General features: G+C 46.0%; 25 protein-coding genes. 16 read left to right on the top strand and 9 right to left on the bottom strand.

Going from position 1 to position 25,416, the window contains the following annotated elements; translation table 11 throughout:
- Positions 1-30 precede the first annotated feature (30 nt).
- On the bottom strand, positions 31-324 hold the full coding sequence (locus ICN18_RS05055; RefSeq protein ID WP_369411862.1) for a GIY-YIG nuclease family protein: 294 nt from the start codon (positions 322-324) through the stop codon (positions 31-33).
- A gap of 42 nt (positions 325-366) precedes the next feature.
- Here ICN18_RS05055 and clpB point away from each other — a divergent pair, with 42 nt between their 5' ends.
- The 8 genes from clpB to ICN18_RS05095 all read left to right on the top strand — a co-directional run bounded on the left by clpB (position 367) and on the right by ICN18_RS05095 (position 9,433).
- The gene (gene clpB / locus ICN18_RS05060; RefSeq protein ID WP_216189362.1) at positions 367-2,970 is read left to right on the top strand and encodes an ATP-dependent chaperone ClpB; all 2,604 of its coding nucleotides are present in this window, start codon (positions 367-369) and stop codon (positions 2,968-2,970) included.
- A 49-nt stretch (positions 2,971-3,019) separates the two neighbouring features.
- Positions 3,020-4,255 carry an MFS transporter gene (locus ICN18_RS05065; protein WP_216189363.1) on the top strand — a complete coding sequence of 412 codons (1,236 nt, stop codon included), beginning with the start codon at positions 3,020-3,022 and terminating at the stop codon, positions 4,253-4,255.
- 282 nt (positions 4,256-4,537) lie between these two features.
- A complete protein-coding gene (gene aceA / locus ICN18_RS05070; RefSeq protein WP_216189364.1) occupies positions 4,538-5,836 on the top strand; it encodes an isocitrate lyase in 1,299 nt (432 codons plus the stop codon).
- 112 nt (positions 5,837-5,948) lie between these two features.
- Complete coding sequence (locus ICN18_RS05075; RefSeq protein WP_216189365.1) at positions 5,949-6,389, top strand: HIT family protein; 441 nt, start codon at positions 5,949-5,951, stop codon at positions 6,387-6,389.
- A gap of 66 nt (positions 6,390-6,455) precedes the next feature.
- Positions 6,456-7,127 carry a 3-oxoacid CoA-transferase subunit A gene (locus ICN18_RS05080; protein ID WP_216189366.1) on the top strand — a complete coding sequence of 224 codons (672 nt, stop codon included), beginning with the start codon at positions 6,456-6,458 and terminating at the stop codon, positions 7,125-7,127.
- Positions 7,124-7,786: a 3-oxoacid CoA-transferase subunit B gene (locus tag ICN18_RS05085; protein ID WP_216189367.1), complete on the top strand. Its 663-nt coding sequence runs from the start codon at positions 7,124-7,126 to the stop codon at positions 7,784-7,786. Before ICN18_RS05080 ends, ICN18_RS05085 begins: the two co-directional genes overlap by 4 nt.
- 70 nt (positions 7,787-7,856) lie before the next feature.
- A complete protein-coding gene (locus ICN18_RS05090; RefSeq protein ID WP_216189368.1) occupies positions 7,857-9,026 on the top strand; it encodes a thiolase family protein in 1,170 nt (389 codons plus the stop codon).
- Positions 9,026-9,433 (top strand): Zn-ribbon domain-containing OB-fold protein, encoded by a 408-nt coding sequence (locus ICN18_RS05095; RefSeq protein ID WP_216189369.1) that lies wholly within the window; start codon positions 9,026-9,028, stop codon positions 9,431-9,433. Before ICN18_RS05090 ends, ICN18_RS05095 begins: the two co-directional genes overlap by 1 nt.
- Positions 9,434-9,548: 115 nt before the next feature.
- On the opposite strand, the gene ICN18_RS05100 is transcribed toward ICN18_RS05095, so the two are convergent.
- From ICN18_RS05100 to ICN18_RS05125, 6 genes are all read right to left on the bottom strand, one after another.
- Positions 9,549-10,538, bottom strand: coding sequence for a Bug family tripartite tricarboxylate transporter substrate binding protein (locus tag ICN18_RS05100; RefSeq protein ID WP_216189370.1), 990 nt, complete (start codon positions 10,536-10,538; stop codon positions 9,549-9,551).
- Positions 10,539-10,708: 170 nt separating this feature from the next.
- Positions 10,709-11,134 carry a DUF1841 family protein gene (locus tag ICN18_RS05105; RefSeq protein ID WP_216189482.1) on the bottom strand — a complete coding sequence of 142 codons (426 nt, stop codon included), beginning with the start codon at positions 11,132-11,134 and terminating at the stop codon, positions 10,709-10,711.
- Positions 11,127-11,783 carry an endonuclease III gene (gene nth, locus ICN18_RS05110; protein WP_216189481.1) on the bottom strand — a complete coding sequence of 219 codons (657 nt, stop codon included), beginning with the start codon at positions 11,781-11,783 and terminating at the stop codon, positions 11,127-11,129. The genes ICN18_RS05105 and nth overlap by 8 nt, the downstream gene beginning before the upstream one ends.
- The gene (gene rsxB, locus ICN18_RS05115; RefSeq protein ID WP_216189371.1) at positions 11,783-12,469 is read right to left on the bottom strand and encodes an electron transport complex subunit RsxB; all 687 of its coding nucleotides are present in this window, start codon (positions 12,467-12,469) and stop codon (positions 11,783-11,785) included. Before rsxB ends, nth begins: the two co-directional genes overlap by 1 nt.
- Positions 12,470-12,516: 47 nt before the next feature.
- Positions 12,517-13,797, bottom strand: coding sequence for a polyhydroxyalkanoate depolymerase (locus ICN18_RS05120; protein WP_216189372.1), 1,281 nt, complete (start codon positions 13,795-13,797; stop codon positions 12,517-12,519).
- A gap of 41 nt (positions 13,798-13,838) precedes the next feature.
- Positions 13,839-15,038: an amino acid aminotransferase gene (locus ICN18_RS05125; protein WP_216189373.1), complete on the bottom strand. Its 1,200-nt coding sequence runs from the start codon at positions 15,036-15,038 to the stop codon at positions 13,839-13,841.
- A gap of 169 nt (positions 15,039-15,207) precedes the next feature.
- Between ICN18_RS05125 and uvrB the strand changes: the two genes are divergently transcribed.
- The 8 genes from uvrB to fdx all read left to right on the top strand — a co-directional run bounded on the left by uvrB (position 15,208) and on the right by fdx (position 22,939).
- A complete protein-coding gene (gene uvrB / locus ICN18_RS05130) occupies positions 15,208-17,361 on the top strand; it encodes an excinuclease ABC subunit UvrB (protein ID WP_255532071.1) in 2,154 nt (717 codons plus the stop codon).
- A gap of 152 nt (positions 17,362-17,513) precedes the next feature.
- Positions 17,514-18,083 carry a Fe-S cluster assembly transcription factor gene (locus ICN18_RS05135; protein WP_216189374.1) on the top strand — a complete coding sequence of 190 codons (570 nt, stop codon included), beginning with the start codon at positions 17,514-17,516 and terminating at the stop codon, positions 18,081-18,083.
- 28 nt (positions 18,084-18,111) lie between these two features.
- Positions 18,112-19,371 carry an IscS subfamily cysteine desulfurase gene (locus ICN18_RS05140; protein ID WP_439650805.1) on the top strand — a complete coding sequence of 420 codons (1,260 nt, stop codon included), beginning with the start codon at positions 18,112-18,114 and terminating at the stop codon, positions 19,369-19,371.
- Positions 19,372-19,406: 35 nt separating this feature from the next.
- Positions 19,407-19,793 (top strand): Fe-S cluster assembly scaffold IscU, encoded by a 387-nt coding sequence (gene iscU / locus ICN18_RS05145; protein ID WP_071464795.1) that lies wholly within the window; start codon positions 19,407-19,409, stop codon positions 19,791-19,793.
- A 26-nt stretch (positions 19,794-19,819) separates the two neighbouring features.
- Entirely contained in the window at positions 19,820-20,143 is a 324-nt protein-coding gene (gene iscA / locus ICN18_RS05150; RefSeq protein WP_012357505.1) for an iron-sulfur cluster assembly protein IscA, read from the top strand.
- A complete protein-coding gene (gene hscB, locus ICN18_RS05155; RefSeq protein ID WP_369411863.1) occupies positions 20,121-20,648 on the top strand; it encodes a Fe-S protein assembly co-chaperone HscB in 528 nt (175 codons plus the stop codon). The genes iscA and hscB overlap by 23 nt, the downstream gene beginning before the upstream one ends.
- Positions 20,649-20,675: 27 nt before the next feature.
- Positions 20,676-22,541: a Fe-S protein assembly chaperone HscA gene (gene hscA, locus ICN18_RS05160; protein WP_216189376.1), complete on the top strand. Its 1,866-nt coding sequence runs from the start codon at positions 20,676-20,678 to the stop codon at positions 22,539-22,541.
- 59 nt (positions 22,542-22,600) lie between these two features.
- Entirely contained in the window at positions 22,601-22,939 is a 339-nt protein-coding gene (fdx, locus tag ICN18_RS05165) for an ISC system 2Fe-2S type ferredoxin (protein WP_215348652.1), read from the top strand.
- Positions 22,940-23,146: 207 nt separating this feature from the next.
- On the opposite strand, the gene ICN18_RS05170 is transcribed toward fdx, so the two are convergent.
- Entirely contained in the window at positions 23,147-24,490 is a 1,344-nt protein-coding gene (locus ICN18_RS05170; RefSeq protein ID WP_439650806.1) for a sulfate adenylyltransferase subunit 1, read from the bottom strand.
- On the bottom strand, positions 24,490-25,413 hold the full coding sequence (cysD, locus tag ICN18_RS05175) for a sulfate adenylyltransferase subunit CysD (RefSeq protein WP_216189377.1): 924 nt from the start codon (positions 25,411-25,413) through the stop codon (positions 24,490-24,492). The genes ICN18_RS05170 and cysD overlap by 1 nt, the downstream gene beginning before the upstream one ends.
- Positions 25,414-25,416: the final 3 nt, after the last annotated feature.

Genomic DNA, 25,416 nt, shown 5'->3' on the forward strand with positions numbered 1-25,416 from the left:
TTAACTTGATGCGCTTGACCGTTGGATGAATTAAATCTTAAAAAAAGCCAGCTTCTGGGAGCGGGGTAGGCCCTTCAATTTGATCTCAGCCTTCGATGCCTCAGATCGATCCGGGTGCTCCTGTGTGGCTAAAAGGATCACTGGTCGACGAGATCTTGTATAGCGAGCGCCTTGCCCTGAATTGTGGGCTTCCAAGCGATGTTCTAGACGGTTAGTAATGCCGGCATAGTATGTGCCGTCAGCGCATTCTAGGAGGTAAACAAGCCAGGTCAAAATAAGGGAAATTAAGGTTAAAAAGGGCTTTAAAACCCTTGAAATTATCAATATTGACCTTATATTCTATAGATAGATATGTGGAGTGCAAAAATGAGAATAGATAAGTTAACAACTAAATTTCAAGAGGCCTTAAGTGAGGCCCAAAGTATTGCTTTAGCTAAAGATAATCAATACATCGAGCCAGCCCATGTTCTGTTGGCAATGTTGCGTGATTCTGATGGCGGCGCCAAGAGTTTATTAACTCGCGCCGGCGTTAATGTTTCCGGCCTTGAAAAAGGCGTAGAGAAGATTATTAGCAATCTCCCTGAGGTGCAAGGCACTAGCGGGGAAGTGCAGGTCGGCCGTGATTTAAGTAACTGGTTAAACCTATGTGAAAAAGAGGCTAATAAGCGTAATGATCAATTTATTGCTGGTGAGCTATTTTTACTAGTGGTAGCCGACGACAAAGGTGAGCTTGGCAAGGTTGCTCGTGAAAATGGATTAAATCGTAAATCGTTAGAGGCGGCTATTGATTTAGTACGCGGAGGAGATTCAGTGAATAGTGCAGATGCCGAAGGCCAACGTGAAGCCTTAAAGAAATACACGGTCGATTTAACAGAGCGTGCTCGTATGGGTAAACTCGATCCAGTGATTGGTCGTGACGATGAGATTCGTCGCACCATTCAAATCTTGCAACGACGCGGCAAGAACAATCCCGTGCTCATTGGAGAGCCGGGTGTTGGTAAGACGGCGATTGTTGAAGGCTTAGCACAACGTATTGTCAATGGTGAAGTGCCGGAGACTCTGAAAAACAAGCGCGTATTGGTTCTCGATATGGCCTTACTATTGGCTGGTGCTAAATACCGTGGTGAATTCGAGGAACGTTTAAAAGCAGTTTTGAGCGATGTCGCTAAAGACGAAGGTCAAACTATTATCTTTATCGACGAAATCCACACGATGGTTGGCGCCGGTAAAGGTGATGGCGCAATGGATGCTGGCAACATGCTTAAGCCAGCATTGGCTCGCGGTGAATTGCATTGCATCGGCGCAACTACCCTAGATGAATATCGTAAATACATCGAAAAAGATCCTGCGCTAGAGCGCCGCTTCCAAAAAGTGATGGTGGAAGAGCCTAGTGTTGAAGCAACTATCGCTATCTTGCGTGGTTTACAAGAGCGCTATGAGCTGCACCATGGTATTGAAATTACCGATCCTGCCATTGTGGCTGCTGCTGAGTTGTCACATCGTTACATTACCGATCGTTTCTTGCCGGATAAGGCTATCGACTTGATTGACGAGGCCGGATCACGTATCCGCATGGAGATTGATTCCAAGCCTGAGGTGATGGATAAGCTTGAGCGTCGCCTGATTCAATTAAAGATTGAGCGCGAAGCGGTGAAGAAAGAAAAAGACGAAGCCTCTCAAAAACGTTTAGGCCTCATTGAAGAAGAGATTAAGCGTCTTGGTGCTGAGTATGCAGACTTAGAAGAAATCTGGAAAGCAGAGAAGGGTGCTGTACTTGGCGCCGCTAATCTGAAAGAAGAAATTGAAAAAGTAAAAGCAGATATCGCCAAGCTACAGCGTGATGGCAAGCTTGAGCAGGTTGCAGAGTTGCAATATGGCAAGTTGCCTGAGCTCGAGGCCAAACTGAAGTCTGCTGCTGCGGCTGAAGCAAAGGGCGACAAAGATGGCGTGGTGAAGAACAAATTGCTTCGCACTCAAGTTGGCGCAGAAGAAATTGCAGAAGTGGTTTCTCGTGCAACCGGTATTCCAGTGTCGAAGATGATGCAGGGTGAGCGCGATAAATTGCTCAAGATGGAAGAGTTGCTGCATAAGCGTGTGGTTGGCCAAGAAGAGGCTATTCGTGCCGTATCCGATGCTATCCGTCGTTCCCGTGCTGGTTTGGCCGAAGAGAATCGTCCTTACGGCTCATTCTTATTCCTGGGGCCTACTGGCGTTGGTAAGACTGAGTTGTGTAAAGCATTGGCTGGTTTCTTGTTTGACAGCGAAGATCACCTCATTCGTATCGATATGAGTGAGTTCATGGAAAAACATAGCGTTGCACGTTTAATCGGCGCGCCTCCAGGCTATGTTGGTTACGAAGAGGGTGGTTATTTAACTGAACAAGTTCGTCGTCACCCATACAGTGTGATCTTGTTTGATGAGATAGAAAAAGCGCACCCAGATGTATTCAATGTGCTCTTACAAGTGCTAGATGATGGTCGTTTGACCGATGGTCAAGGTCGTACCGTCGACTTTAAGAATACTGTGATCGTAATGACCAGCAATATTGGTTCGCATTTAATTCAGTCAATGACCGATAAGAAGCAATCTGAAATTAAAGAGGCTGTATTTGAAGAGCTTAAGAATCATTTCCGCCCTGAGTTCTTGAATCGTATTGATGAGATCGTCGTGTTCCATGGTTTGGATAAAGGTAATATCGCCAATATTGCGAAGATCTTGCTCAAGAACCTGTCCGATCGCTTGGCAAAGGTCGACATGCAGCTGGAGGTCAGTGATGCAGCCCTGAATAAGATTGCTGAAGTGGGCTTTGATCCAGTCTTTGGAGCAAGGCCACTAAAACGGGCGATTCAGCAGCACATCGAGAACCCTGTTTCTAAGATGATCTTGGAAGGCAAGTTCGGACCTAAGGATGTGGTGCCTGTGGATGTCGATAAAGCCGGAGACTTTAGCTTTTCTCGTCAGATTCACTAGCAATAAAAGCGGTTCAGCAGGATTCCTCCTGCGCCAGTAAACTCGATACATGACTGTTGCGCTTAGTAGGCGTGCCAGTGATGTCCGGGTTATTGGTCTTATTAGCCTAGCTCACGGCAGCTCTCATTTCTTTCATTTGGTACTTCCTCCCATGTTTCCATGGTTGAAGGATGCTTTTGCATTAAGTTATGCCGAACTCGGCTTACTCATGTCAGTCTTCTTTGTCGTGTCTTGTGTTGCTCAGGCGACATCTGGTTTTTTAGTGGACCGTATTGGAGCTAGACCAGTTTTATTTAGCGGCGTTGGCTTACTTGTACTTGCAGCCCTGGTGTATTCGCAAAGCAATGGTTATGCCATGCTTTTATTGGGTGCGGTTATCGCTGGGTGCGGTAACGGTATTTTCCATCCTGTTGATTACACGCTCATTAATCACAAGGTATCACCCCCTAATCTTCCGTATGCCTATTCAATGCATGGTGTAACCGGCTATTTAGGTTGGGCTGCTGCGCCTGCCTCTATGGTTGCCATTGCGCAATTTTCAGATTGGCGCATTGCATTCTTATCTGCAGCCCTGCTAGAGGCTTGTGTCCTGGCGATTCTTTGGATCAATAAAAATTACCTCTTAGATAATGTCAAAGAGCGGCATGAGAATACGTATGTAAGTACTCAGGCTGCCAATCCTGGTATTGCTCAGGAGAGTCCATTTGCGTTTCTAAAGTTAACTGCTGTTTGGTTATGTTGGATTTTCTTTTTCTTCAGCATGGCATCTACTTCCAGCCTGCAATCGTTCGCTCCAAGTGCGCTATTTAATATTTATCAAGTTCCCTTAGATGTGGGAAGCTATTACATCACCTTGTTAGCGCTAGGTAGTGCGGCTGGTGTTTTGTTTGGTGGTTACCTCGCTGCAAAGTTGCAAGCTCCAGAGCGGATTGTGTCTTCATGTTTGTCCGTAACGATTGTGATGTGTCTGTTGCTGGGCACCGGATTTATGCCTGTTTCACTTATTCCCTTCCTTTTTATTGGATTGGGTTTTGGTTACGGAGTGGTTGCTCCTTCTCGCGATCTTCTAGTGAAGACAGTTACCCCAAAGGGTGTGGCAGGGCGCGTATATGGAATCGTTTATTCAGGCATTGATTTAGGCGCTGCAGTAGGCCCATTTATATTCGGATTCTTTATGGACGCAGGTCTTCCTAAGGCGTTGTTCTTAGGTATTGTTCTATTCCAATTAATGATCATTCCAACCGTATTTAAGGTATCTGCTGGGGCTACGCCTAAAACTGCTTAGTAGGCGTCAATTATTTTCATAATGTGAAATGGCATTACGCTGCGTAAAATGAAGTGCAACAATGGTGTCTTCGTTTTATCTCAATCTGTGGATTTACATTTCACATAGTAAAAATATATCTATAAGTTATTGAATTTAAATAACTAAATATTTTTAAAAATATCTCAAATTTTGCTTGCTTGCATTTTTGATCTAGCTAAACTCTTATATAAGACATAAGACTTAAATGAGTCTTAAAGGTCCTCAAATTTTGAAGTACTTGTTTAACTTAGGGAGAAAAACATGGCAGATCGCAAAGCAGAAATCGCAGCACTACAAAAAGACTGGGATACCAATCCACGCTGGAAAGGTATTACTCGTGGCTATACGGCTGAGGACGTAGTACGTCTTCGTGGCTCATTGAAGATTGAGCACACATTAGCCAAGCATGGCGCTGAGCGTCTTTGGGACTTAGTAAATAACGAAGCTTACGTTAACTGTTTAGGTGCTTTGACTGGTGGTCAAGCAATGCAACAAGTTAAAGCTGGCGTACAAGCAATTTACTTGTCAGGTTGGCAAGTTGCTGCTGATGGCAACTCATACGCAGCGATGTATCCAGACCAATCTTTATATCCAGTAGATTCAGTTCCTAAGATGGTTGAGCGTATCAATAATTCATTCCAACGTGCTGATGAAATTCAAACAGCTAAAGGTATCAACAAGGGCGATGCAGGTTACATCGAGTATTTCGCTCCAATCGTTGCTGATGCTGAAGCTGGTTTCGGTGGTGTATTGAATGCATTTGAATTAAGCAAGGCATTGATCAAGCAAGGCGCTGCTGGCGTTCACTTCGAAGACCAATTGTCTTCTGTTAAGAAGTGCGGTCACTTGGGTGGCAAGGTATTGCTGCCTACTGCTGAGTCAGTACAGAAATTAATTTCTGCACGTTTGGCTGCTGACGTTATGGGTGTTTCCACCATCATCTTGGCCCGTACTGATGCTGAAGCTGCTGACTTATTGACATCTGACTACGATGCCAACGATAAGCCATTCTTGACAGGCGAGCGCACACCAGAAGGCTTCTACAAGACACGTAAGGGCTTGGATCAAGCGATCTCACGTGGTTTGGCTTACGCTGCTTACGCTGATATGGTTTGGTGTGAGACTGGTACTCCTGACCTCGAGTTTGCACGTCAGTTCGCTGAAGCAATTCGTGCGAAGTTCCCTGGCAAGATGTTGGCTTACAACTGCTCACCATCTTTCAACTGGAAGAAAAACTTGGACGACGCAACAATCGCTAAGTTCCAACGTGAATTAGGTGCAATGGGCTATAAATATCAGTTCATCACATTGGCTGGTATTCACTCTATGTGGTACAACATGTTCGACTTGGCGCAAGACTACATGCAGCGTGGTATGACTGCATACATCGAGAAAGTACAAGAGCCAGAATTTGCTGCTCGTGACCGTGGTTACACCTTCGTTTCACATCAGCAAGAAGTTGGCACTGGTTACTTCGACGATGTAACTACTGTTATCCAGGGTGGTAAGTCTTCTGTAACAGCGTTGACTGGTTCTACTGAAGAAGAGCAGTTCCACTAATCTTTACTAGATCCCTAAGTAGTCTGAAGTAAGCAGTAGCACCAATACTGCCGCGGCACCTAAATGACCCCACAAGGGTGACTTAGGTGCCGTTTTCGTTTACATTCTTCACATGACCAATTGCGTACTCTGTAAAGATGACCTCAAGCCTGAAGAAGGCCAATTCATATGGCGCGGGGATGACTGTCGAGTCATCCTTGTGAACGATCCTGACCTGCCTGGATTCTGCCGGGTGATCTGGAATCGCCACGTGGCAGAGATGACTGATCTCACTCATGGTGAACGTGATCATCTAATGACTTTGGTATTTGCTGTAGAAGATGCCATCCACCATGTAATGCATCCTGACAAAGTCAACATTGCTGCCTTAGGTAATATGGTGCCCCACATTCATTGGCACGTGATCCCACGCTACAAGGACGATGCCTACTTTCCTGGTTCTGTGTGGTCCTCGAGAACTCAGGAGCCTTCTAAGACTGCATTAGAAGGCAGGAGGGCTCTGGCTGCAAAACTCCCTAATGCAATTCGCTCAGCAATCTCTCAAATGCATTAAATTAGTGGTAAATCAGCAAAAAGCTGAATAGCAGTACCCATAATAAAAAATAGACGGAGACTTGTAGTGATACAAAAAATGATTCCCAGCGTGGCTGATGCTGTGCGAGATATTGCCAGTGGTTCAACCATTTTGGTTTCGGGTTTTGGTGGTGCTGGCTCGCCGATGTACTTATTGGATGCACTGGCGGAGCAAGGCGCTAAGGATCTGACCATTATCAGCAACAATGCGGGTAACTCAGGCATAGGTATCTCAAAATTGATCGCCAGAGGACAAGTCAAGAAGATGGTCTGCTCCTTTCCACGTCAACCAGAATCTGGCGCATTTGATGACCTGTATCGCGCAGGAAAAATTGAATTAGAGCTAGTGCCGCAAGGAACACTTGCTGAGCGTATTCGGGCAGGTGGTGCCGGTATCGGTGGTTTTTATACCCCTACTGGATTTGGTACGGAGCTTGCCTTGGGAAAAGACACTCGAGTGATTGATGGCGTTAATCATATTTTTGAATTCGCTATCAAAGCTGACTACGCCCTCATTAAGGCAGATAAAGGCGATCGTTGGGGCAATCTGACTTATCACCGCACAGGTCGTAACTTTGGCCCTATTATGGCTACCGCTGCGCGTTGCACCATTGCACAAGTTAATCAAGTAGTTGAGTTGGGTGATTTGGATCCAGAGACCATTGTTACTCCGGGAATTTTTGTAAAACGGGTTGTACTTGCTGGAGAAAAATCATGATTGATCTTTCTAAGGTGCAAAAGCGATCTACAGCAGATATTGCTAAGCGCATTGTTCAAGATATTCCAGATGGTGCTCATGTGAATTTAGGGATTGGGCAGCCCATGACTATTTCTAACTATCTCCCATCGGATAAAGAAATTTTGCTGCATTCAGAAAACGGCCTTCTTGGAATGGGTCCTTTAGCTCAAGGTGATGAAATTGATGAGGAGCTGGTAAATGCAGGCAAGCAGCCTGTCACTATGCTCCCCGGGGCATCACTATGTCATCATGCCGACTCGTTTGTGATGATCCGAGGCGGACATATTGATATCTGCGTTTTAGGTGCTTTTCAGGTTTCTGTAAAAGGCGATATCGCCAATTGGCGCACTGGTGATCCCAAAGCGATTCCGGCTGTTGGTGGTGCAATGGATCTCGCCCTTGGCGCAAAAAAATTATTCGTGATGATGGAGCATTTAACAAAGTCAGGTGAATCTAAGTTGGTGCCTGAATGCAATTATCCATTAACAGCCTTAGCTGCGGTCGATTCTATCTATACAGATCTGGCAACAATTGAAGTTACTCCAGAAGGGTTGCTTGCTGTCGATTGGGTGAATGAATTAAGTTTTGAAGAGTTGCAAGAAATCAGCGGGGTCCCGCTGATTAATGGAAAGCAATGAGCAGAATTTTTGTTTCTCTGATTTTGCAGTCTCTACCATTGAGTAGTCTATTTATTCTCTAGGAAAGTCTATGTCATTTTCTAAAAATGCTTGTATCGCTGGAATCTATGAGCATCCCCTTCGGGTTGCTCCCAATCATACGGTTGCTCAATTGCATGCTGAAGTTGCGCATGGCGCGCTGCAAGATGCTGGTTTGACATTAAATGATGTCGATGGTTATTTTTGTGCGGGCGATGCCCCGGGAATGGGGCCTGTCTCAATGGCTGATTACTTAGGATTAAAGAACTTAAGTTACTTAGACTCAACCGATACTGGCGGATCGTCCTATTTAACCCATGTAAATCATGCGGCTCGAGCTATCAGTACTGGGCAATGTCGTGTAGCCTTAATTACTTTGGCCGGCCGCCCAAAGTCAGAGGGCTCTAGTGGCACCCAAGTGCGCAGTCAATATGCTAGCGCTCCAGATTTTGCTTTTGAAAAACCGTACTCCCCCGCACCATTAAATACGTATGCCATGTGTGCCATGCGCCATATGCATGAATTCGGAACTACTAGTGAGCAACTGGCCTGGATTAAAGTGGCTGCCTCGCATCATGCACAGCACAATCCTAATGCGTTATTAAAGGATGTTTTAACTGTCGAAGATGTTTTGAATTCTCCAATGATTGCAGATCCATTGCACCGTGCAGATTGTTGTGTGGTTACTGATAGTGGCGGTGCGCTGGTAGTGGTACATCCAGACATTGCCAAGACATTGAAGAGGCCTGTGATTACGATGATGGGTGCTGGCGAGACTACTAAAGGACAAATGGGCGGTAAGGTTGATTTAACCTATTCCGGTTTAGCCTGGGCTGCCCCACGAGCGTTTGAGGAGGCGAAGTTAACGCCTGAGCAGATTCGATATGCATCAATTTACGATAGCTTCACTATTACCGTTCTGATTCAACTTGAGGATCTGGGATTTTGTAAAAAAGGCGAGGGCGGTCGGTTTGTTGAGGATGGGCAGTTGATTTCCGGGAGGGGGAAGCTTGCCTTTAATACTGATGGCGGCGGCCTTTGCAATAACCACCCTGCAAATCGTGGCGGCATGACAAAAGTCATCGAGGCAGTGAGACAGCTCCGGGGTGAGGCGCATCCTGCAGTGCAGGTGCCCAATCTTGAGTTTGCTTTGGCGTCTGGTATTGGTGGCGCCCTAGGGACACGCCATGGTGCGGCAACTCTAATTATGGGGAGGTTGTAATGTCAGAAGTAAATTCAGCAGTACATCATTTGCCTAGCCCAATCATTAATCCAGAAAATCAGGCTTTTTGGCAAGCCGCCCAAAAGGGTAGACTAGTGTTAAAAGTATGCAACTCCTGCAAGGAAGTGCACTACTACCCCCGAACGATTTGCCCTCACTGTGGTGGTAATGACACTGCATGGGTTGATTCTGAGGGTGTTGGTGAAATCTATTCATACACAGTCATGAGGCGTGGAGTAGAGATTCCTTTTGCAATGGCCTATGTTCTTCTTAAAGAAGGCATCTCTTTGCTTACGCACTTATGTAATTGTGATTTTGATGCTATTCGAATTGGGCAAAAGGTGCGAGTGGTATTCCAAGAAACTCAGGACGGTCAGAAGACTCATCTATTTGAGCCTTTGGCCTAACTTAGTTAGCTGGGGGGAGTTGACTACATTCCTCAAAAAATAGAGGGACCTCTATGAGTCCCTCTATTGGTTTTTATCACCACTAAGAGCAGTTCAAATCTAAAAACAGCTCAAATTATTCAGCTTCAATTTTTGCCTGTTGAGCAACTAACTCCCACTTCTTCTTTTCTGCAGCGATAAAAATTTTGGTATTGGCTGGTGTATCACCCACAGCCCAGCCACCTAAATCTTTCCAACGCTGCTTGATTTCTGGAGTTTCTAGCGCTTTCTTAACAGCTAGGTAGAGCTTATCAATAATAGGTTTAGGAGTGCCGGCAGGTGCGAATAGGCCGAACCAGGCGGTCACCTCAAAGTTGGGATAGCCTGATTGAATCATTGTGGGTACGTCAGGCAACTCCGCAACACGATTTTTGCTGGTAACCGCTAAAGCGCGTAATTTTCCAGCTTTAATGTATTGCATGGAGCTGGGTAGATTGTCTACCATCATGCTGGTCTGGCCAGCAAGTAGATCTGCCAAGGCGGGGCCAGCTCCCTTATAGGGCACATGAATAATGTCAATGCCAGCCTGTGTTCTGAACAATTCTCCGGACATATGGATTGACTGACCGCGGCCTGATGATGCAAACGAATACTTGCCGGGATTGGCTTTAGCTAATGCCACAAGCTCGGCTACTGTTTTAGCGGGGACCTCTGGATTTACTACCAATACATTTGGATTGGCAATCACAATCGTTATTGGTTCCATGTCTTCCATTTTGTATGGAAGATTTTTATAGAGGCTGTAGTTGATCGCATTTGGGCCAATATTGCCCATCGCTATCGTATAACCATCCGCTGGCGCGGCAAGTAGTGCTTGAATGCCAATAATGCCTGCTCCACCCGCTTTATTTTCCACAATCACGGTCTGACCAAGCTCTTTACCTAGAATATCAGACAGCGCGCGCGAGGCAATATCGGTGGTTCCGCCTGGAGCCGCAGTCACAATAATTTTGATCGGCTTATTGGGAAAGGGTTGGGCGAAAGCTGATTGACTCGCCAATATGGTTGCTACGAATAGGGTAGCGCTAAATAAACAGGCACGTCTAACAAAATTAAATCTAAACATAAGTGTCTCCAACGCGGGTCGGTGTAATAGTAATAAGGAATTTTTAATGCCCGCTGGCTTGATATTAAACACATATTGCTATTCATTCAATCCCCCAATAATGTCTTTTCTAGGGCTGTCTCAGTCCTCACCGAAATACATCATTACCTAAAGATAGTTTTATTCGGTTGTTAGACTAGTTTTTTTAGGGCCTCTAGATATTTGTCTGGATTGAGTGGCTGACCTTCACGCTGCGCTTCCCATATTACTTGCCCTAGGCACTCCATCATGACGTGCTGTGCCTCATGCATAGAGCCAAGCTTTTGCGACAGTTTTTCTGCAATCTCTTTGATGCCAGGGGGCTGATTAATTGATACCTGCTCGCTAATGGACAGATGCATCGATAAGTGCAGGAAGGGATTAGTTTCACCGCGTTCAGGCGTGTAATCTTGTTCTAGGGCACCTTCAGGATCAGCAAGAAGGTCGTGATATTCAGGGTGCTCAACCATCCAATCGCTGGCAAGCGTCTCCATCGGATCAAGAATGTGGTTCTCGGTTTTCTTTTTCCAGGTGTCACAGAAAAAACGACGCACTTCTTCACGAGTTGGATTAAATATCGCCACGAACTTTTCCTTTGCCAGTTTTCTGCTTAAAGCCGCATAGTGGCTCTACTATGCATTGTGCGCAATCTGGGTTGCGTGCTTTACAAGTATATCGACCATGCAGAATGAGCCAATGGTGCGCATCTAATAAGTATTCTTTAGGTACGCGCTTGAGTAATTGTTCTTCTACTTTCACTACATCTTTGCCAGGTGCTAGACCTGTGCGATTCGATACTCTGAAGATGTGGGTATCAACGGCGATAGTTGGTTGCCCAAAGGCAGTATTGAGAATGACATTCGCAGTCTTTCTGCCGACGCCAGGCAGCGCCTCCAACTCTTCGCGAGTCTGAGGAACTTCGCCCCCATGTTTTTCTAAGAGTAGTCGGCAAGTTTCTTGGATATGTTTGCCTTTGGAATTAAACAAACCAATATGCTGAATATAAGGTCTGACACCTTCTTCACCGAGATCTAAAAGGGCTTGCGGGGTGTTGGCTACCTTGTAAAGCTTGCGCGTACCTTTGTTGACTGAGATATCGGTTGCTTGCGCTGATAGTAAGACCGCAATTAGCAATTCAAATGGAGAGCTATATTCCAGTTCAGTTTCTGGTTTGGGATTATTTGTCTTGAGCTGCTCAAAAAAAGCACGACGCTTTTCTAGATTCATCATTTCTTTTGCTGGGCTCGTGCAATTGCCGCTGCAATGATGGCACGTTTGCGCTCTTGCTCTTTGAGTTCATCCGCTGATGACGGACTTTCAGCATTAACTGCTGCTAATTTAGTTGCGGCCTTTTTCGCCAAACGATCATCATTATCTTTTTGTTCTCTATCCAGTCGATTCTCGCGATCGTGATAGCGCTTGCGGGAAACATCTGCCAACTCTTGGGACCAAGCATCCCAACCAGTTTGATTGTCCGTCACATCAATCATGCTGATGCAATCAACAGGACATGGTGGAATGCAGAGATCGCAACCAGTACACCACTCAGTCAGCACTACATGCATTTGCTTGGATGCGCCAACAATCGCATCAACAGGACACGCCTGAATACAGAGGGTACAGCCGATGCATTTCTGTGGATCGATGAACGCTACTGGACGGGGACGCTCTATGCCGCACTCTGGGTCAATAGTGGGGTGAAGATCAAACGCATCCTGCGGGTAGATGGGTATTAACACTTTGCTCAGGCGTTTGATGCCCTCTACGCCGCCGGGAGGGCAGCGATTCGGCAAGGCCTCACCAAAAGCCATCGCTTCTGCATATCCCCGGCAATCGGGGTAGCCGCATTTAGTGCATTGGGTTTGTGGAAGAATGTCTTCCAGTTGGTCAATGAGCTGTTTCGAGTGAATCATTAAAGTGCGAATCTTCTTAAAATTAAAGGCTCCGAAGAGCCCTTAATTTATGCTGACTTGGTAGTCCGAGTAGCTGTTTTCTTAGTATTCTGATGCTCACGAATGAACGCCTTAATCTTTGGATACACTTTCTCGCGCCAACGACGGCCAGCGAAAATTCCGTAGTGACCTGCACCCATCACTTCGTAGTGATCTTTATCTTGCTTTGGAATGCCCGCACATAAAGCATGTGCAGAGCGTGTTTGGCCGCTTCCAGAGATGTCGTCTAACTCGCCTTCAACGGTGAGGAGGGCAGTCTTTTTAATGTCTTGCGGTTTAACAAGTTCACCCGCGACTTTCCATGTACCATTTGGAAGTGAGTAGTCTTGGAAAACAGTCTTGATGGTGTCTAGATAGAACTTAGAGTCCAAATCCAATACCGCGTTGTATTCATCGTAGAAGCGAATGTGTGATTCAGCGTCCTGCTCATCGCCGCGCACTAAGTTTTGGAAGTAATCCCAATGAGACTGCAAATGGTTTTGCGGGTTCATGGCGATAAAGCCAGTGTGCTGCAAGAAGCCTGGGTAAACGCGACGACCGGCTCCTGGGTAGTTAGGCGGCACGTTGTAAATCACGTGACTTTCAAACCACTCGTAAGACTTCTGGTCTGCTAAGTTGTTTACTGCAGTTGGTGATTTGCGTGCATCAATAGGGCCGCCCATCATAATCATGGATGCTGGAGTTGCTTCGCCAGCAGAAGCCATCAATGAGATTGCGCCCAATGTGGGAACGGTAGGTTGGCAAACAGAAATCACATGCAAATCTTTTGCGCCAATAGTGCGGATAAATTCTTGAACGTAGTGTACGTAGTCATCAAGACCAAATTCACCATCCGCTACTGGTACTAAGCGAGCATCGATCCAATCGGTGATGTAAACCTTGTGATCTTGCAAGAGTGTGCGCACAGTGTCGCGCAACAATGTGGAGTGGTGTCCGGATAGTGGAGCAACAATTAATACAACTGGATCATCTTTGAGCTTCTTAATGACTTCGACATCATCAGAGAATCGCTTGAAACGAACCAAATTGCAAAAAGGTTTTGCAACAGCGGTTCTTTCATGAATAGCCACTTCTTTGCCATGCGCTATGACTGAACGAATACCAAATTCTGGCTTCTTATAGTTTTTACCTAATCTATAGAGGAGCTCATAGCTAGCAGCTAATCGATCCGATCCTGGTACTTTGGAGGCAGGATTAGAGGCATTAATAAATGCTTCAGAAGCTGCGCGTGCCCAGGAACTAACTGGTTGAAGTAGAGCTTTTTGAAATTCGTGTAACTGATATAGCATGGTACCTCCGGTAATTCAGTGTATCCGCCTATTACGCTTTATTAAGCCAATACGCGGGCGATTGCTTTAGCCACCTTATCAATATTTTTGGTATTGAGGGCTGCCACACAAATGCGTCCAGTAGAGAGAGCATAAATGCCATCTTCCTTCTGTAAGCGCTCAACTTGCTCGGCCGTTAAGCCTGAGTAAGAAAACATGCCACGCTGCTTCTCGATAAAAGCAAAATCTTGCTTTACACCAGCAGCAGCGAGTTTTTCAACGAGACCATGACGCATGGATTTAATGCGATCACGCATTTCAGCTAACTCATCCTCCCAGAGCTTACGCAATTCTGGGGAATTCAAAACAGCAGCAGCAATTGCAGCGCCGTGAGTTGGAGGGTTAGAGTAGTTAGTGCGAATCACGCGCTTCAATTGTGAAAGCACGCGAGTAGATTCATCTTTGCTTTGTGTCACGATAGACAGGGCGCCAACACGCTCACCATACAGTGAGAATGATTTGGAGAAAGAGCTTGAAACAAAGAAGGACATACCTGATTCGGCGAAGAGACGAACAGCAATGCCATCTTTCTCAATCCCATCAGCAAAGCCTTGGTAAGCCATATCCAAGAAAGGAATTAAACCTTTGTTCTTACAGATATCGATTACTTGATGCCATTGCGCTTCGGTAATATCTGCGCCGGTTGGGTTGTGGCAGCAAGCGTGCAACAACACGGTAGTGTTCTTTGGGAAAGACTCTAAAGACTTCACCATGCCATCAAAATCAACGCCACGGGTTTTGCCATCAAAGTAGGTGTACTCGATAACATCAAAGCCAGCGGATTCAAAAATGCCGCGATGGTTTTCCCAAGTAGGATTGCTAATTGCGCAAGGTGCATTTACGTTCAGACGCTTAATGAAGTCAGCGCCAACGCGCAATGCACCTGTTCCGCCAAGACATTCGGCAGTGACTACACGACCATCTTTAATAAGAGATGAATCAGCGCCAAACAATAAATTTTGCACTGCGCTGTTATATGGATTTGGACCTTCGATAGGGATATAGCTACGTGGAGAGTGCTTCGCAACAATTGCCTCTTCCGCTTTAATCACTGCCTTCAAAAGTGGCACCTTGCCTTCATCCGTGTAATACACGCCAACACCTAAATTCACTTTGTCAGCACGTTGGTCTGCAACGTAGGCTTCTGTGAGGCCAAAAATAGGATCTTTAGGGGCTAATTGAACTGAGGCAAACAGGGTCATTTGAGGTCGAAATTGGTGGTTAGAGGGTTTTTAGAGGTCGTTTTGTTCGTAATTGACGTTAAATTCAGCTTAATTGTCGGTTTTTGAGGCCAGAATCAACTATTTCCTAAGAAAAACGGCAAAATCATTGTTTGTACAAAATTCTCTGTGAAGAAATCTCACAGTTGAAATGATAGCCGAGATGCCCCCTAAGTTACCGAAAACTGGATCAAAAACTGAAGTAAAAGTGGTCGACAAAACCCCTGCGGCTGATCCTTTGGGTGAGGCTGGTCACGACCTTGATCCTGCCAAGTTTGTTACCTTCCCGGACTCCCCTTATCAGCTCTACCAGCCTTTTCCGCCAGCTGGGGACCAGCCCCAGGCTATTGACGCCTTGGTGGAGGGTATTGAGGACGGATTGACCTTCCAGACGCTTTTAGGGGTTACGGGCTCAGGCAAGACCTTCACCATGGCCAATGTCATTGCCAGAACGGGTCGTCCAGCCATCATTTTTGCCCCTAATAAGACTCTGGCTGCCCAACTTTATAGTGAATTTAGGGAGTTTTTCCCGAGAAACGCAGTTGAGTACTTTGTCAGCTACTACGACTATTACCAGCCAGAGGCTTATGTGCCGCAGCGAGATCTTTTTATTGAAAAGGACTCCTCGATTAATGAGCACATTGAGCAGATGCGCTTGTCTGCAACCAAAAGTCTTTTAGAAAGACGCGACGTCATCATCGTTGCAACTGTTTCAGCAATTTACGGCATTGGTAATCCAGGCGACTATCACAGCATGGTTATGACATTGCGTCCTGGCGACAAGATGAGTCAGCGCGATATTTTGATGCGCCTCATCGCCATGCAATACGACCGTAATGAAACGGATTTCAAGCGCGGCGTATTTAGGGTGCGCGGTGACACGATTGATATTTTCCCTGCTGAGCATAATGAGCTAGCAGTACGTGTGGAATTGTTTGATGACGTAGTTGAGAGTTTGCAATTCTTCGATCCGCTGACTGGAAAGATTCGGCAAAAGATTCCGCGCTTTACTGTGTATCCAAGTTCGCACTATGTCACGCCACGCGACACCGTATTGAAAGCGATTGAAACAATTAAGACAGAGCTGCGCACTCGCTTAGATGAGTTTGTAAAAGATGGCAAGTTAGTTGAAGCACAACGCCTTGAGCAACGTACTCGTTTTGATTTGGAGATGCTCAATGAATTGGGTTTCTGCAAGGGTATTGAGAACTACTCCCGCCACCTGTCTGGCGCAGCGCCGGGCGAGGCCCCGCCTACACTGGTGGACTATCTACCTAATGATGCTTTGATGTTCTTGGATGAAAGCCACGTTCTCATTGGGCAGCTCAATGCTATGTACAACGGAGATAAGTCTCGTAAACATACTTTGGTGGAGTTTGGTTTTAGATTACCGTCCGCAATGGATAACCGTCCATTGAAATTTACTGAGTTTGAAACCAAGATGCGTCAAACTGTTTTTGTTTCTGCGACACCGGCTGATTACGAGAAAACACATCAAGGTCAAGTTGTTGAACAAGTTGCTAGACCAACAGGCTTGGTTGATCCAGAAATTGAAGTCTTGCCAGCAAGTACACAGGTTGATGATTTATTGGATCAAATACATGCGCGCGTCAAAGTGCATGAGCGTGTATTGGTTACCGTACTGACGAAGCGTATGGCAGAGCAGTTAACGGACTATCTTTCTGATAACGGCGTGAAGGTGCGCTATGTGCACTCTGATATCGATACTGTTGAACGCGTAGAAATTTTGCGTGACTTGCGCTTAGGCGTCTTTGATGTCTTGGTCGGTATTAACTTATTGCGCGAAGGTTTGGATATCCCAGAGGTGTCATTGGTCGCCATTTTGGATGCCGATAAAGAAGGCTTCTTACGTTCTGAGCGCAGCTTGATTCAGACGATTGGTCGTGCTGCACGTAACGTTCGCGGTAAAGCTATCTTGTATGCCGATAAAGTTACTAACTCTATGCGCCTAGCCATGGGTGAGACAGAAAGACGTCGAACCAAGCAGATTGCCTTTAATAAGCTCCACGGAATCGAGCCAAAAGGGGTGCAAAAGCGTATCAAGGACATTATCGATGGTGTCTATGACGTCAAAGAGAAGCGTAATGAGATGCAGGTAGAGCAAGAGCGAGCTCGCTATGAGGATATGGGCGAGAAGGATCTGGCGAATGAAATCAAGCGCTTAGAGAAGCAAATGAATGCTGAAGCCAAGAATCTGGAGTTTGAAAAGGCTGCCAGCACCCGAGATAGACTCACTAAGGTCAAAGAAATGGCCTTTGGTGCTAGGTCTAGGGACTCAGTCTAAAGTCATCACCCTCTAATCCCTGGCTTCCTTTGAGGTTTTTTGGGATAATTCCCGAGCAGATTGCTAGGGAATATGGTAAAGTTGAGTGGAATGGTCGGGTATTACCCGCCCGACTGTTAGCTGTCCATAACAATCCATTACCAAGGTGACATATGAGACTTACAACCAAAGGTCGTTTTGCAGTAACCGCAATGATTGATTTAGCCCTGCGTGAAACGCATGGTCCCGTGACTTTGGCCGGAATTAGCCAAAGACAAAAGATTTCCCTTTCTTACCTCGAGCAATTGTTTGGCAAATTACGCCGCTTCAATATTGTGGAGAGTACTCGTGGTCCTGGCGGTGGTTACACGTTAGCCCGCCCATCATCTGAGGTCAGTGTTGCTGACATTATTGTTGCGGTTGATGAGCCTCTCGATGCAACCCAATGTGGCGGCAAAGGTAACTGCCATTCTGATGAAGAAAATCATGGTCGTTGTATGACACACGATCTGTGGAGCAATCTCAATTCCAAAATGGTTGAGTACCTCAGTTCAGTGAGTCTTAAAGATTTAGTTCAGCAACAAGAAGGGCGCGGCATTGTGATTCAAGATATGCGTCAGAAGAAAATTAAAGTTGAAAGTGCAAAAGCAGATAAGCCTGCTCAAGCACTTGCAGCGAAAAAAGAAGTTGCCCCTAAAGCGCCACTAGTGAATTCTGTATTCAACTTGGCGCGACAAAGTTAATAACCTAATACCTACCGATAGATAAACCATGAACGCCCCAAAAGATCTGCCACAGCAACCGGTTCCGATGTTTAGCCCTAAGCACTTCCCTGTGTATATGGACTACTCAGCTACAACGCCGATTGATCCACGTGTGGTCGACAAAATGTTGCCTTATTTGCGCGAGCAGTTTGGTAACGCTGCTTCACGTAGTCATGCTTATGGCTGGGCTGCAGAAGAAGCGGTAGAGTGGGCGCGTTCAGAGGTTGCTCAATTGGTGCACGCTGATCCAAGAGAAATTGTGTTTACCAGTGGCGCAACTGAAAGTATTAACTTAGCACTCAAGGGTGCCGCGCATTTTTACAAGGATCGCGGTAATCACATCATTACTGTAAAGACTGAGCACAAAGCCACTTTAGACACTTGTCGTGAATTAGAGCGCGAGGGTTACGAAGTAACTTACTTGGATGTGTTGCCAAATGGTTTGATTGACTTCGCACAACTTGAAGCTGCAATGAAGCCGGGTACCATTTTGGCTTCCGTCATGTATGTAAATAATGAAATTGGTGTTGTGCAAGACATTCCAGCGATCGGTGACTTATGTCGTTCACGTGGCGTCATATTCCATGTGGATGCAGCGCAAGCGACTGGCAAGGTTGAAATTGATCTCGAAAAGACTAAAGTCGATTTGATGAGCTTTTCTGCTCATAAGTCTTATGGGCCTAAAGGCATAGGCGCTTTGTTTGTACGTCGTAAACCGCGTATTCGCATTGAGGCGCAAATCCATGGCGGTGGTCATGAGCGCGGTATGCGTTCAGGCACCCTTGCAGTTCACCAGATCGTTGGTATGGGCGAGGCTTTCCGTATTGCCCGTGTTGAGATGGTTGAAGAAAATAAACGTATCCGTGCTTTACGTGATCGCTTGTTAAATGGCCTGAAAGATATTGAAGAAGTTTATGTCAATGGTGATATGGACAACCGTGTTCCCCATAACCTCAATATTAGCTTTAACTATGTTGAAGGTGAATCTATGTTGATGGCCTTGAAGGATTTAGCAATCTCTTCTGGTTCAGCATGTACTTCAGCATCTTTGGAGCCATCATATGTATTACGCGCCTTAGGTCGTAATGATGAATTGGCTCATAGCTCGATTCGCTTTACCTTGGGTCGCTTTACGACTGAAGAGGAAGTGGATTTCACAATTAAGTTGGTGAAAGAAAAGATTGCCAAGTTGCGTGAGTTATCACCACTGTGGGAAATGTACAAAGACGGAATCGATATCAGCACGATTCAATGGGCAGCACACTAAGAATATAAATACGAAGAAATTACAGAGGAAATACCATGGCATATAGCGACAAGGTCATTGACCACTACGAAAATCCCCGCAACGTTGGCTCATTCGAAAAGGGTGACGAGAGCGTAGGTACTGGCATGGTTGGTGCACCAGCCTGCGGCGACGTAATGAAGCTGCAAATTCGTGTTAACGATCAAGGTGTGATCGAAGACGCTAAGTTCAAGACTTATGGCTGCGGCTCTGCAATTGCCTCTTCTTCGTTGGTAACTGAGTGGGTTAAAGGCAAGACTCTAGATCAGGCCTTGGAGATTAAAAACTCTCTCATCGCTGAAGAGTTGGCTTTGCCACCAGTAAAAATTCACTGCTCCATCTTGGCTGAAGATGCCATCAAGGCAGCAGTAGCGGATTACAAAGAGAAACATCCGGCGAAATAAAGAGTAAAGAATAAGCAGGCATAACTATGGCAATTACCTTAACTGACAAAGCAGCTGCACACGTGAACCGCAATTTAGAAAAGCGCGGTAAGGGTTGCGGCTTGCGCTTAGGTGTTCGCACAACTGGTTGCTCTGGTTTGGCCTATCAACTCGAGTATGTAGATGAGCCAGCTGCTGAAGATCAGGTATTTGAGTCCAATGGTATTAAGGTGTTTGTAGATCCGAAGAGCCTGGCTTATTTGGATGGTACAGAGCTAGACTTTGTGCGTGAGGGTTTGAACGAGGGATTTAAGTTTCAAAATCCAAACGTAAAAGATGAGTGTGGTTGTGGCGAATCCTTCCGCGTCTGACGATTACTTCCACTTCTTTGGAATAAATCAGCAATTCAAAATCGATTTGCCTGCTCTCGATCAGGCATACCTAGCGATTCAGAAGGAAGTGCACCCTGATCGCCATGCTCGTGGCAGTGATGCAGAGCAACGCCTGGCGATGCAAATGGCAACCCTCGCCAATACTGCATTGCAAACTCTCAAGAACCCGATTCAGCGCGGCCTTTACATTTGCCAGCTTCATGGCGTGGATGCGAAATTAGAAACCAATACTGCAATGCCTGCCGCTTTTTTGATGAGGCAGATGGAGTGGCGTGAAAGTCTTGATGAGCAAGCGGAAGATTTGCCCGCTTTAGAGGCTTTGATGGCTGAGGTAGAAGAATCAAAGACAGATACCCTAGCTGAAATCGCCCAGGCTATTGATGGGGCTAAAAATTATCAGCGCGCAGCAGAATTGCTACGTGGTTTACTTTTCATTGATAAGTTTGCGGTTGAACTTGATGACACCATTGCGGCCTTAATCTAGTCTCAATCAAGCTAAACTCTATCTCCTATGGCCTTATTACAAATCTCTGAACCCGGTAAATCGCTAGCGCCCCATCAGCGCCGCATTGCCGTGGGCATTGATTTGGGAACTACGAATTCATTGGTAGCGATTGTGCGTGATGCCTTGCCTAAGGTCTTGCCAGATGCGCAGGGTAGAGAGCTACTTCCATCAGTCATCCGTTATCTGCCAAATGGCAGAACTCAAGCGGGCTTTGAGGCGCTTGAGAGCGTCGTAATTGATCCTAAGAACACGATTGTTTCCGTAAAGCGTTTCATGGGCCGTGGTTTGCTGGATGTGGAACATATTGAAAGTGCTCCCTATGACTTTGTTGATCAGCCAGGAATGCTTAAGCTGAGAACCGTTGCTGGCGATAAGAGTCCTATTGAAGTTTCCGCAGAAATTCTGGCGCGTTTGCGCCAACTGGCAGAAGATTCTGTCTCCGATGAAATCGTGGGAGCAGTAATTACTGTTCCCGCTTATTTTGATGATGCGCAACGTCAAGCCACAAAAGATGCTGCCAAGTTAGCAGGCATTGAAGTGCTGCGCTTACTGAATGAGCCTACAGCTGCCGCAATTGCTTATGGACTAGATAACGCCTCAGAAGGCGTCTATGCCGTCTATGACTTAGGTGGCGGAACATTTGATATCTCGATACTGCGTATGAGTCGCGGTGTCTTTGAAGTGCTTTCTACTGGTGGTGATTCTGCTTTAGGTGGTGATGACTTTGATCATCGTTTGTATTGTTGGGTAATTGAACAAGCCAAGCTTCCACCGCTATCGATTCATGATCATGCAACGCTCTTGCAAGCTTGTAAGCACGCTAAAGAACAGTTGAGTCACAACCCTCTGGCGCGCGTTCATGAGACCCTTGCTGATGGCACGGTAGTCAATGTTGGCGTAAGCCAGGCACAGTTCTTTGAGATTACTCAGAATTTAGTAACCAAGACTTTGATGGCTTGTAAAAAAGCTTTGCGCGATGCAGGCTTAAAAGCCGAGGATGTTAAAGGCGTAGTAATGGTCGGTGGTTCAACACGTATGCCGAATGTACAGCGCGCAGTTGGTGAACTCTTTGGCACACAGCCATTAAATAATTTAAATCCTGATCAGGTAGTCGCCTTAGGCGCTGCGATGCAAGCCGACCTGTTGGCCGGCAATCAAAGTAAAGATGATGAATGGTTGCTCTTGGACGTCATTCCGTTATCACTTGGTGTTGAAACCATGGGCGGCTTAGTAGAAAAAATCATTCCACGCAATACACCGATTCCAGTCGCTAGAGCGCAGGATTTCACGACCTTTAAAGATGGTCAGACTGCACTAGCAATTCAAGTTGTACAGGGTGAGCGTGAGTTGGCTCAAGACTGTCGGTCTTTAGGTAAGTTTGAGCTGCGCGGTATTCCGGCGATGGCCGCAGGTGCTGCGCGTATTCGAGTGACCTTCCAGGTGGATGCCGATGGATTGCTCTCAGTAAGCGCAACCGAGCAAGGCTCCGGCGTAAAAGCCTCGATTGATATCAAGCCTTCTTATGGTCTTACTGATGCTGAAATCACTCGCATGCTACAAGATGGTTTTGCCTCTGCCAAAGAGGATTTACTTTCTAGATCATTGCGTGAAGAGCAGGTTAATGCACAACGCCTTCTAGATGCGGTGCAGACCGCGCTTACTAGCGATCGTGCTTTATTGAGTGCAGATGAGCAGAAGGTCATTGATCAAGAGATGGCAACGCTTCAAAAGATCTTAAATGATGAAGTAGATAGTGCGGTGGTTCGTAAAGCAGTGGATCATGCAGCTAAAGCAACCGATGACTTTGCGCAAAAACGGATGAACGCTAGTATTCAGAAGGCTTTATCTGGCAAGAATGTTGCTGAGATTTAAAAATATATAACCCAAGAACGAATTCAAAAAATTCAAACTGAACCCAATAGAAAAGAATCATGACTCAAATCGTCGTACTACCGCATAGTGAGTATTGTCCTGAAGGCGCAGTGGTTGAGGTTGCTCCGGGCACGTCGATTTGTGAGGCTTTATTAGAGAATGACATTCCAATTGAACATGCTTGCGATATGGTGTGTGCTTGTACTACCTGCCACGTGATTGTGAAAGAGGGCTTTCAGAGTTTGAATCCTCCTGATGAGAATGAGGAAGATATGTTGGATCGTGCATGGGGGCTAAATCCTCAGTCTCGTTTGTCTTGCCAGGCTATTGTGGCAAAGCAGGATCTAGTGATTGAAATCCCCAAATACTCAATCAATCATGCCAAAGAGAACCATTAACGCACCAAAATGAAGCATTAATGCCTGCAATCATGCAAATGACACAAGGCAGAGGTTTCTAGAGGATTAATATGAATTCGTAGTTCATTCTTTAGGTAGTACCTCCAAAAAAATCTTTTTAGCCATCCTTCGGGGTGGCTTTTCTTTTTGGTAAATGAAAAGGCCCCGCATCGCGAGGCTCTTTGTTCCTTGATGTGGATTTAGCAATTACTGCGCTATGGCCTCACGAATCATTCCGGCTGCCACTGTGTGATTGGTAGCTTCATCGATCAAGATAAAGGCACCAGTACGCTGGGATTGATCAAACAAGTCTGCAACAATTGGCTTTTGTAGGATGAAATCAACACGGCCAATCTCATTGGTGGAAAGTGCATGCACATCACTAGCTTGAGACAAGGTTTGAACATCTAAAACTTGTTGAATGTTCTTCACTTTTGCACCAACGGTATTGGTGGTGTGTCGTAAAGCATATTTACGACTCAATGAGAGTGGTTCGCTATCTAACCAGCATAAATCAGCAGAAAGTTGCTTGCTCAATACTGGTGGATGACTATCTTCAGCGCTAATAAATAAAGAGCCGCGTGATACATCAATATCTTCAGATAATTGAATAGCTACCGCTTGACCCGTTTCAGCAGATTCCACCGCATTGTTTCCATTGGTTTGCTTGTCGCTTGAGCGATTGCCTAAATAAATCTCGGTAACAGTTGCCTCAGACCCGCTTGGCAGAACTTTAATCTTTTGACCCTTGCAGATGCTGCCAGACTCTATTTCACCGAGATAGCCACGGAAGTCATCGGAAGCACTGCCATCTTGACGTGCAACGTACTGCACTGGGAAGCGGAGCGCTAGCTTTTCGGATTCGGGGCTGGTATCTAAACTCTCAAGCCACTCTAAAAGAGTGGGGCCCTTGTACCAGGGTGTATTTTTGCTGGCAGTAACGACGTTGGCACCAAGTAATGCGGAGATTGGAATCAAGGTTGGCTTTGGTAACCCAATTTTTTGAGTTAGATCTTCAATGGCAATCTTGATGGTGTTAAAGACTTTCTCGTCAAACTCGTATAAGTCCATCTTATTAACAGCAAATACCACATGACGAAGACCTAATAAATGCACAATCGCCGCATGACGTTTAGTCTGTGCCAATAAAGTAGCTGGAGTGGTATTGAGATCAACGCGTGTTGCATCAACCAAAATGACTGCAACATCTGATTGAGATGCACCAGTTACTAAGTTGCGTGTGTATTGCTCGTGACCTGGAGCGTCAGCAACGATGAACTTACGCTTCGGTGTAGAGAAATAGCGATAGGCTACATCGATGGTGATACCTTGCTCACGTTCAGCTTCTAAGCCATCGGTGAGGAGTGCCAAATCAACGCCTGCATCAGATGAGGTGACACGTGCATGTTTCGTTTTGGAGAGTGACTCCAATTGGTCCACCAAAATGGATTTGGTGTCATAGAGTAAACGTCCAATTAAAGTGCTCTTGCCGTCATCTACGCTACCTGCAGTGATAAAGCGAACAACGTTTTGATTTTGATTGATAGTCATCAGAAGTAACCTTCTTTCTTGCGGCGCTCCATGGAGGCCTCATTGGTTTGATCGTCCATGCGAGTTGCGCCACGCTCAGTGATTTCAGTAATCGCGGTTTCGGCAATGATCTCTAAAGGAGTGGCTGCAGTACTCAATACAGGGCAGGTGCAGCTGATATCGCCTACGGTACGGAAGCGTACATTTAGGATTTCACTGATGTCACCAGCTGCTTTTGGCGTTACGTCAGTTACCGGAACTAATAAATTATTTTTCTTCACTACTTCACGCTGGTGTGTGTAGTAGATGCTTGGAAGTTCTAATTTCTCGCGAGAGATGTATTGCCAGATATCCAGTTCAGTCCAGTTCGAAATAGGAAACACGCGCATGTTCTCGCCTTTGGCGATACGGGCGTTATAGAGGTTCCAGAGCTCAGGGCGCTGAGCCTTAGGATCCCATTGACCGAATTCATCACGGAAGGAGAAGATGCGCTCTTTAGCGCGGGCTTTTTCTTCATCGCGACGTGCACCACCCATCAGAGCATCAAATTCATGTTCTGCGATGGCTTCTAAAAGGGTTACCGCTTGAGCAGCATTGCGTGAATCCGTTTCCTTGCGTAAACGCACAGTCCCCTTTTTAATAGAGTCTTCAACGTGACCCACAATCAACTTCACACCAGTTTTCTCTACAACAGCATCGCGATAGGCGATTACTTCTGGGTAGTTGTGGCCTGTATCAATATGCAAAATTGGGAAAGGCAATTTCACCGGGCGATCGCCAAATTGAAATGCCTTGCGCGCTAAATGGTACATCACAATGGAGTCTTTGCCGCCAGAAAACAGCATGGCCGGGTTAGAGCACTGGGCTACCACTTCACGAATGATGTAGATCGATTCGGCTTCAAGCCAATCTAAGTGATCATCAAGTAATTTTTGTTCTGACATTCT

Source organism: Polynucleobacter parvulilacunae, from assembly GCF_018881715.1.
In the GTDB taxonomy this organism is placed as follows: domain Bacteria; phylum Pseudomonadota; class Gammaproteobacteria; order Burkholderiales; family Burkholderiaceae; genus Polynucleobacter; species Polynucleobacter parvulilacunae.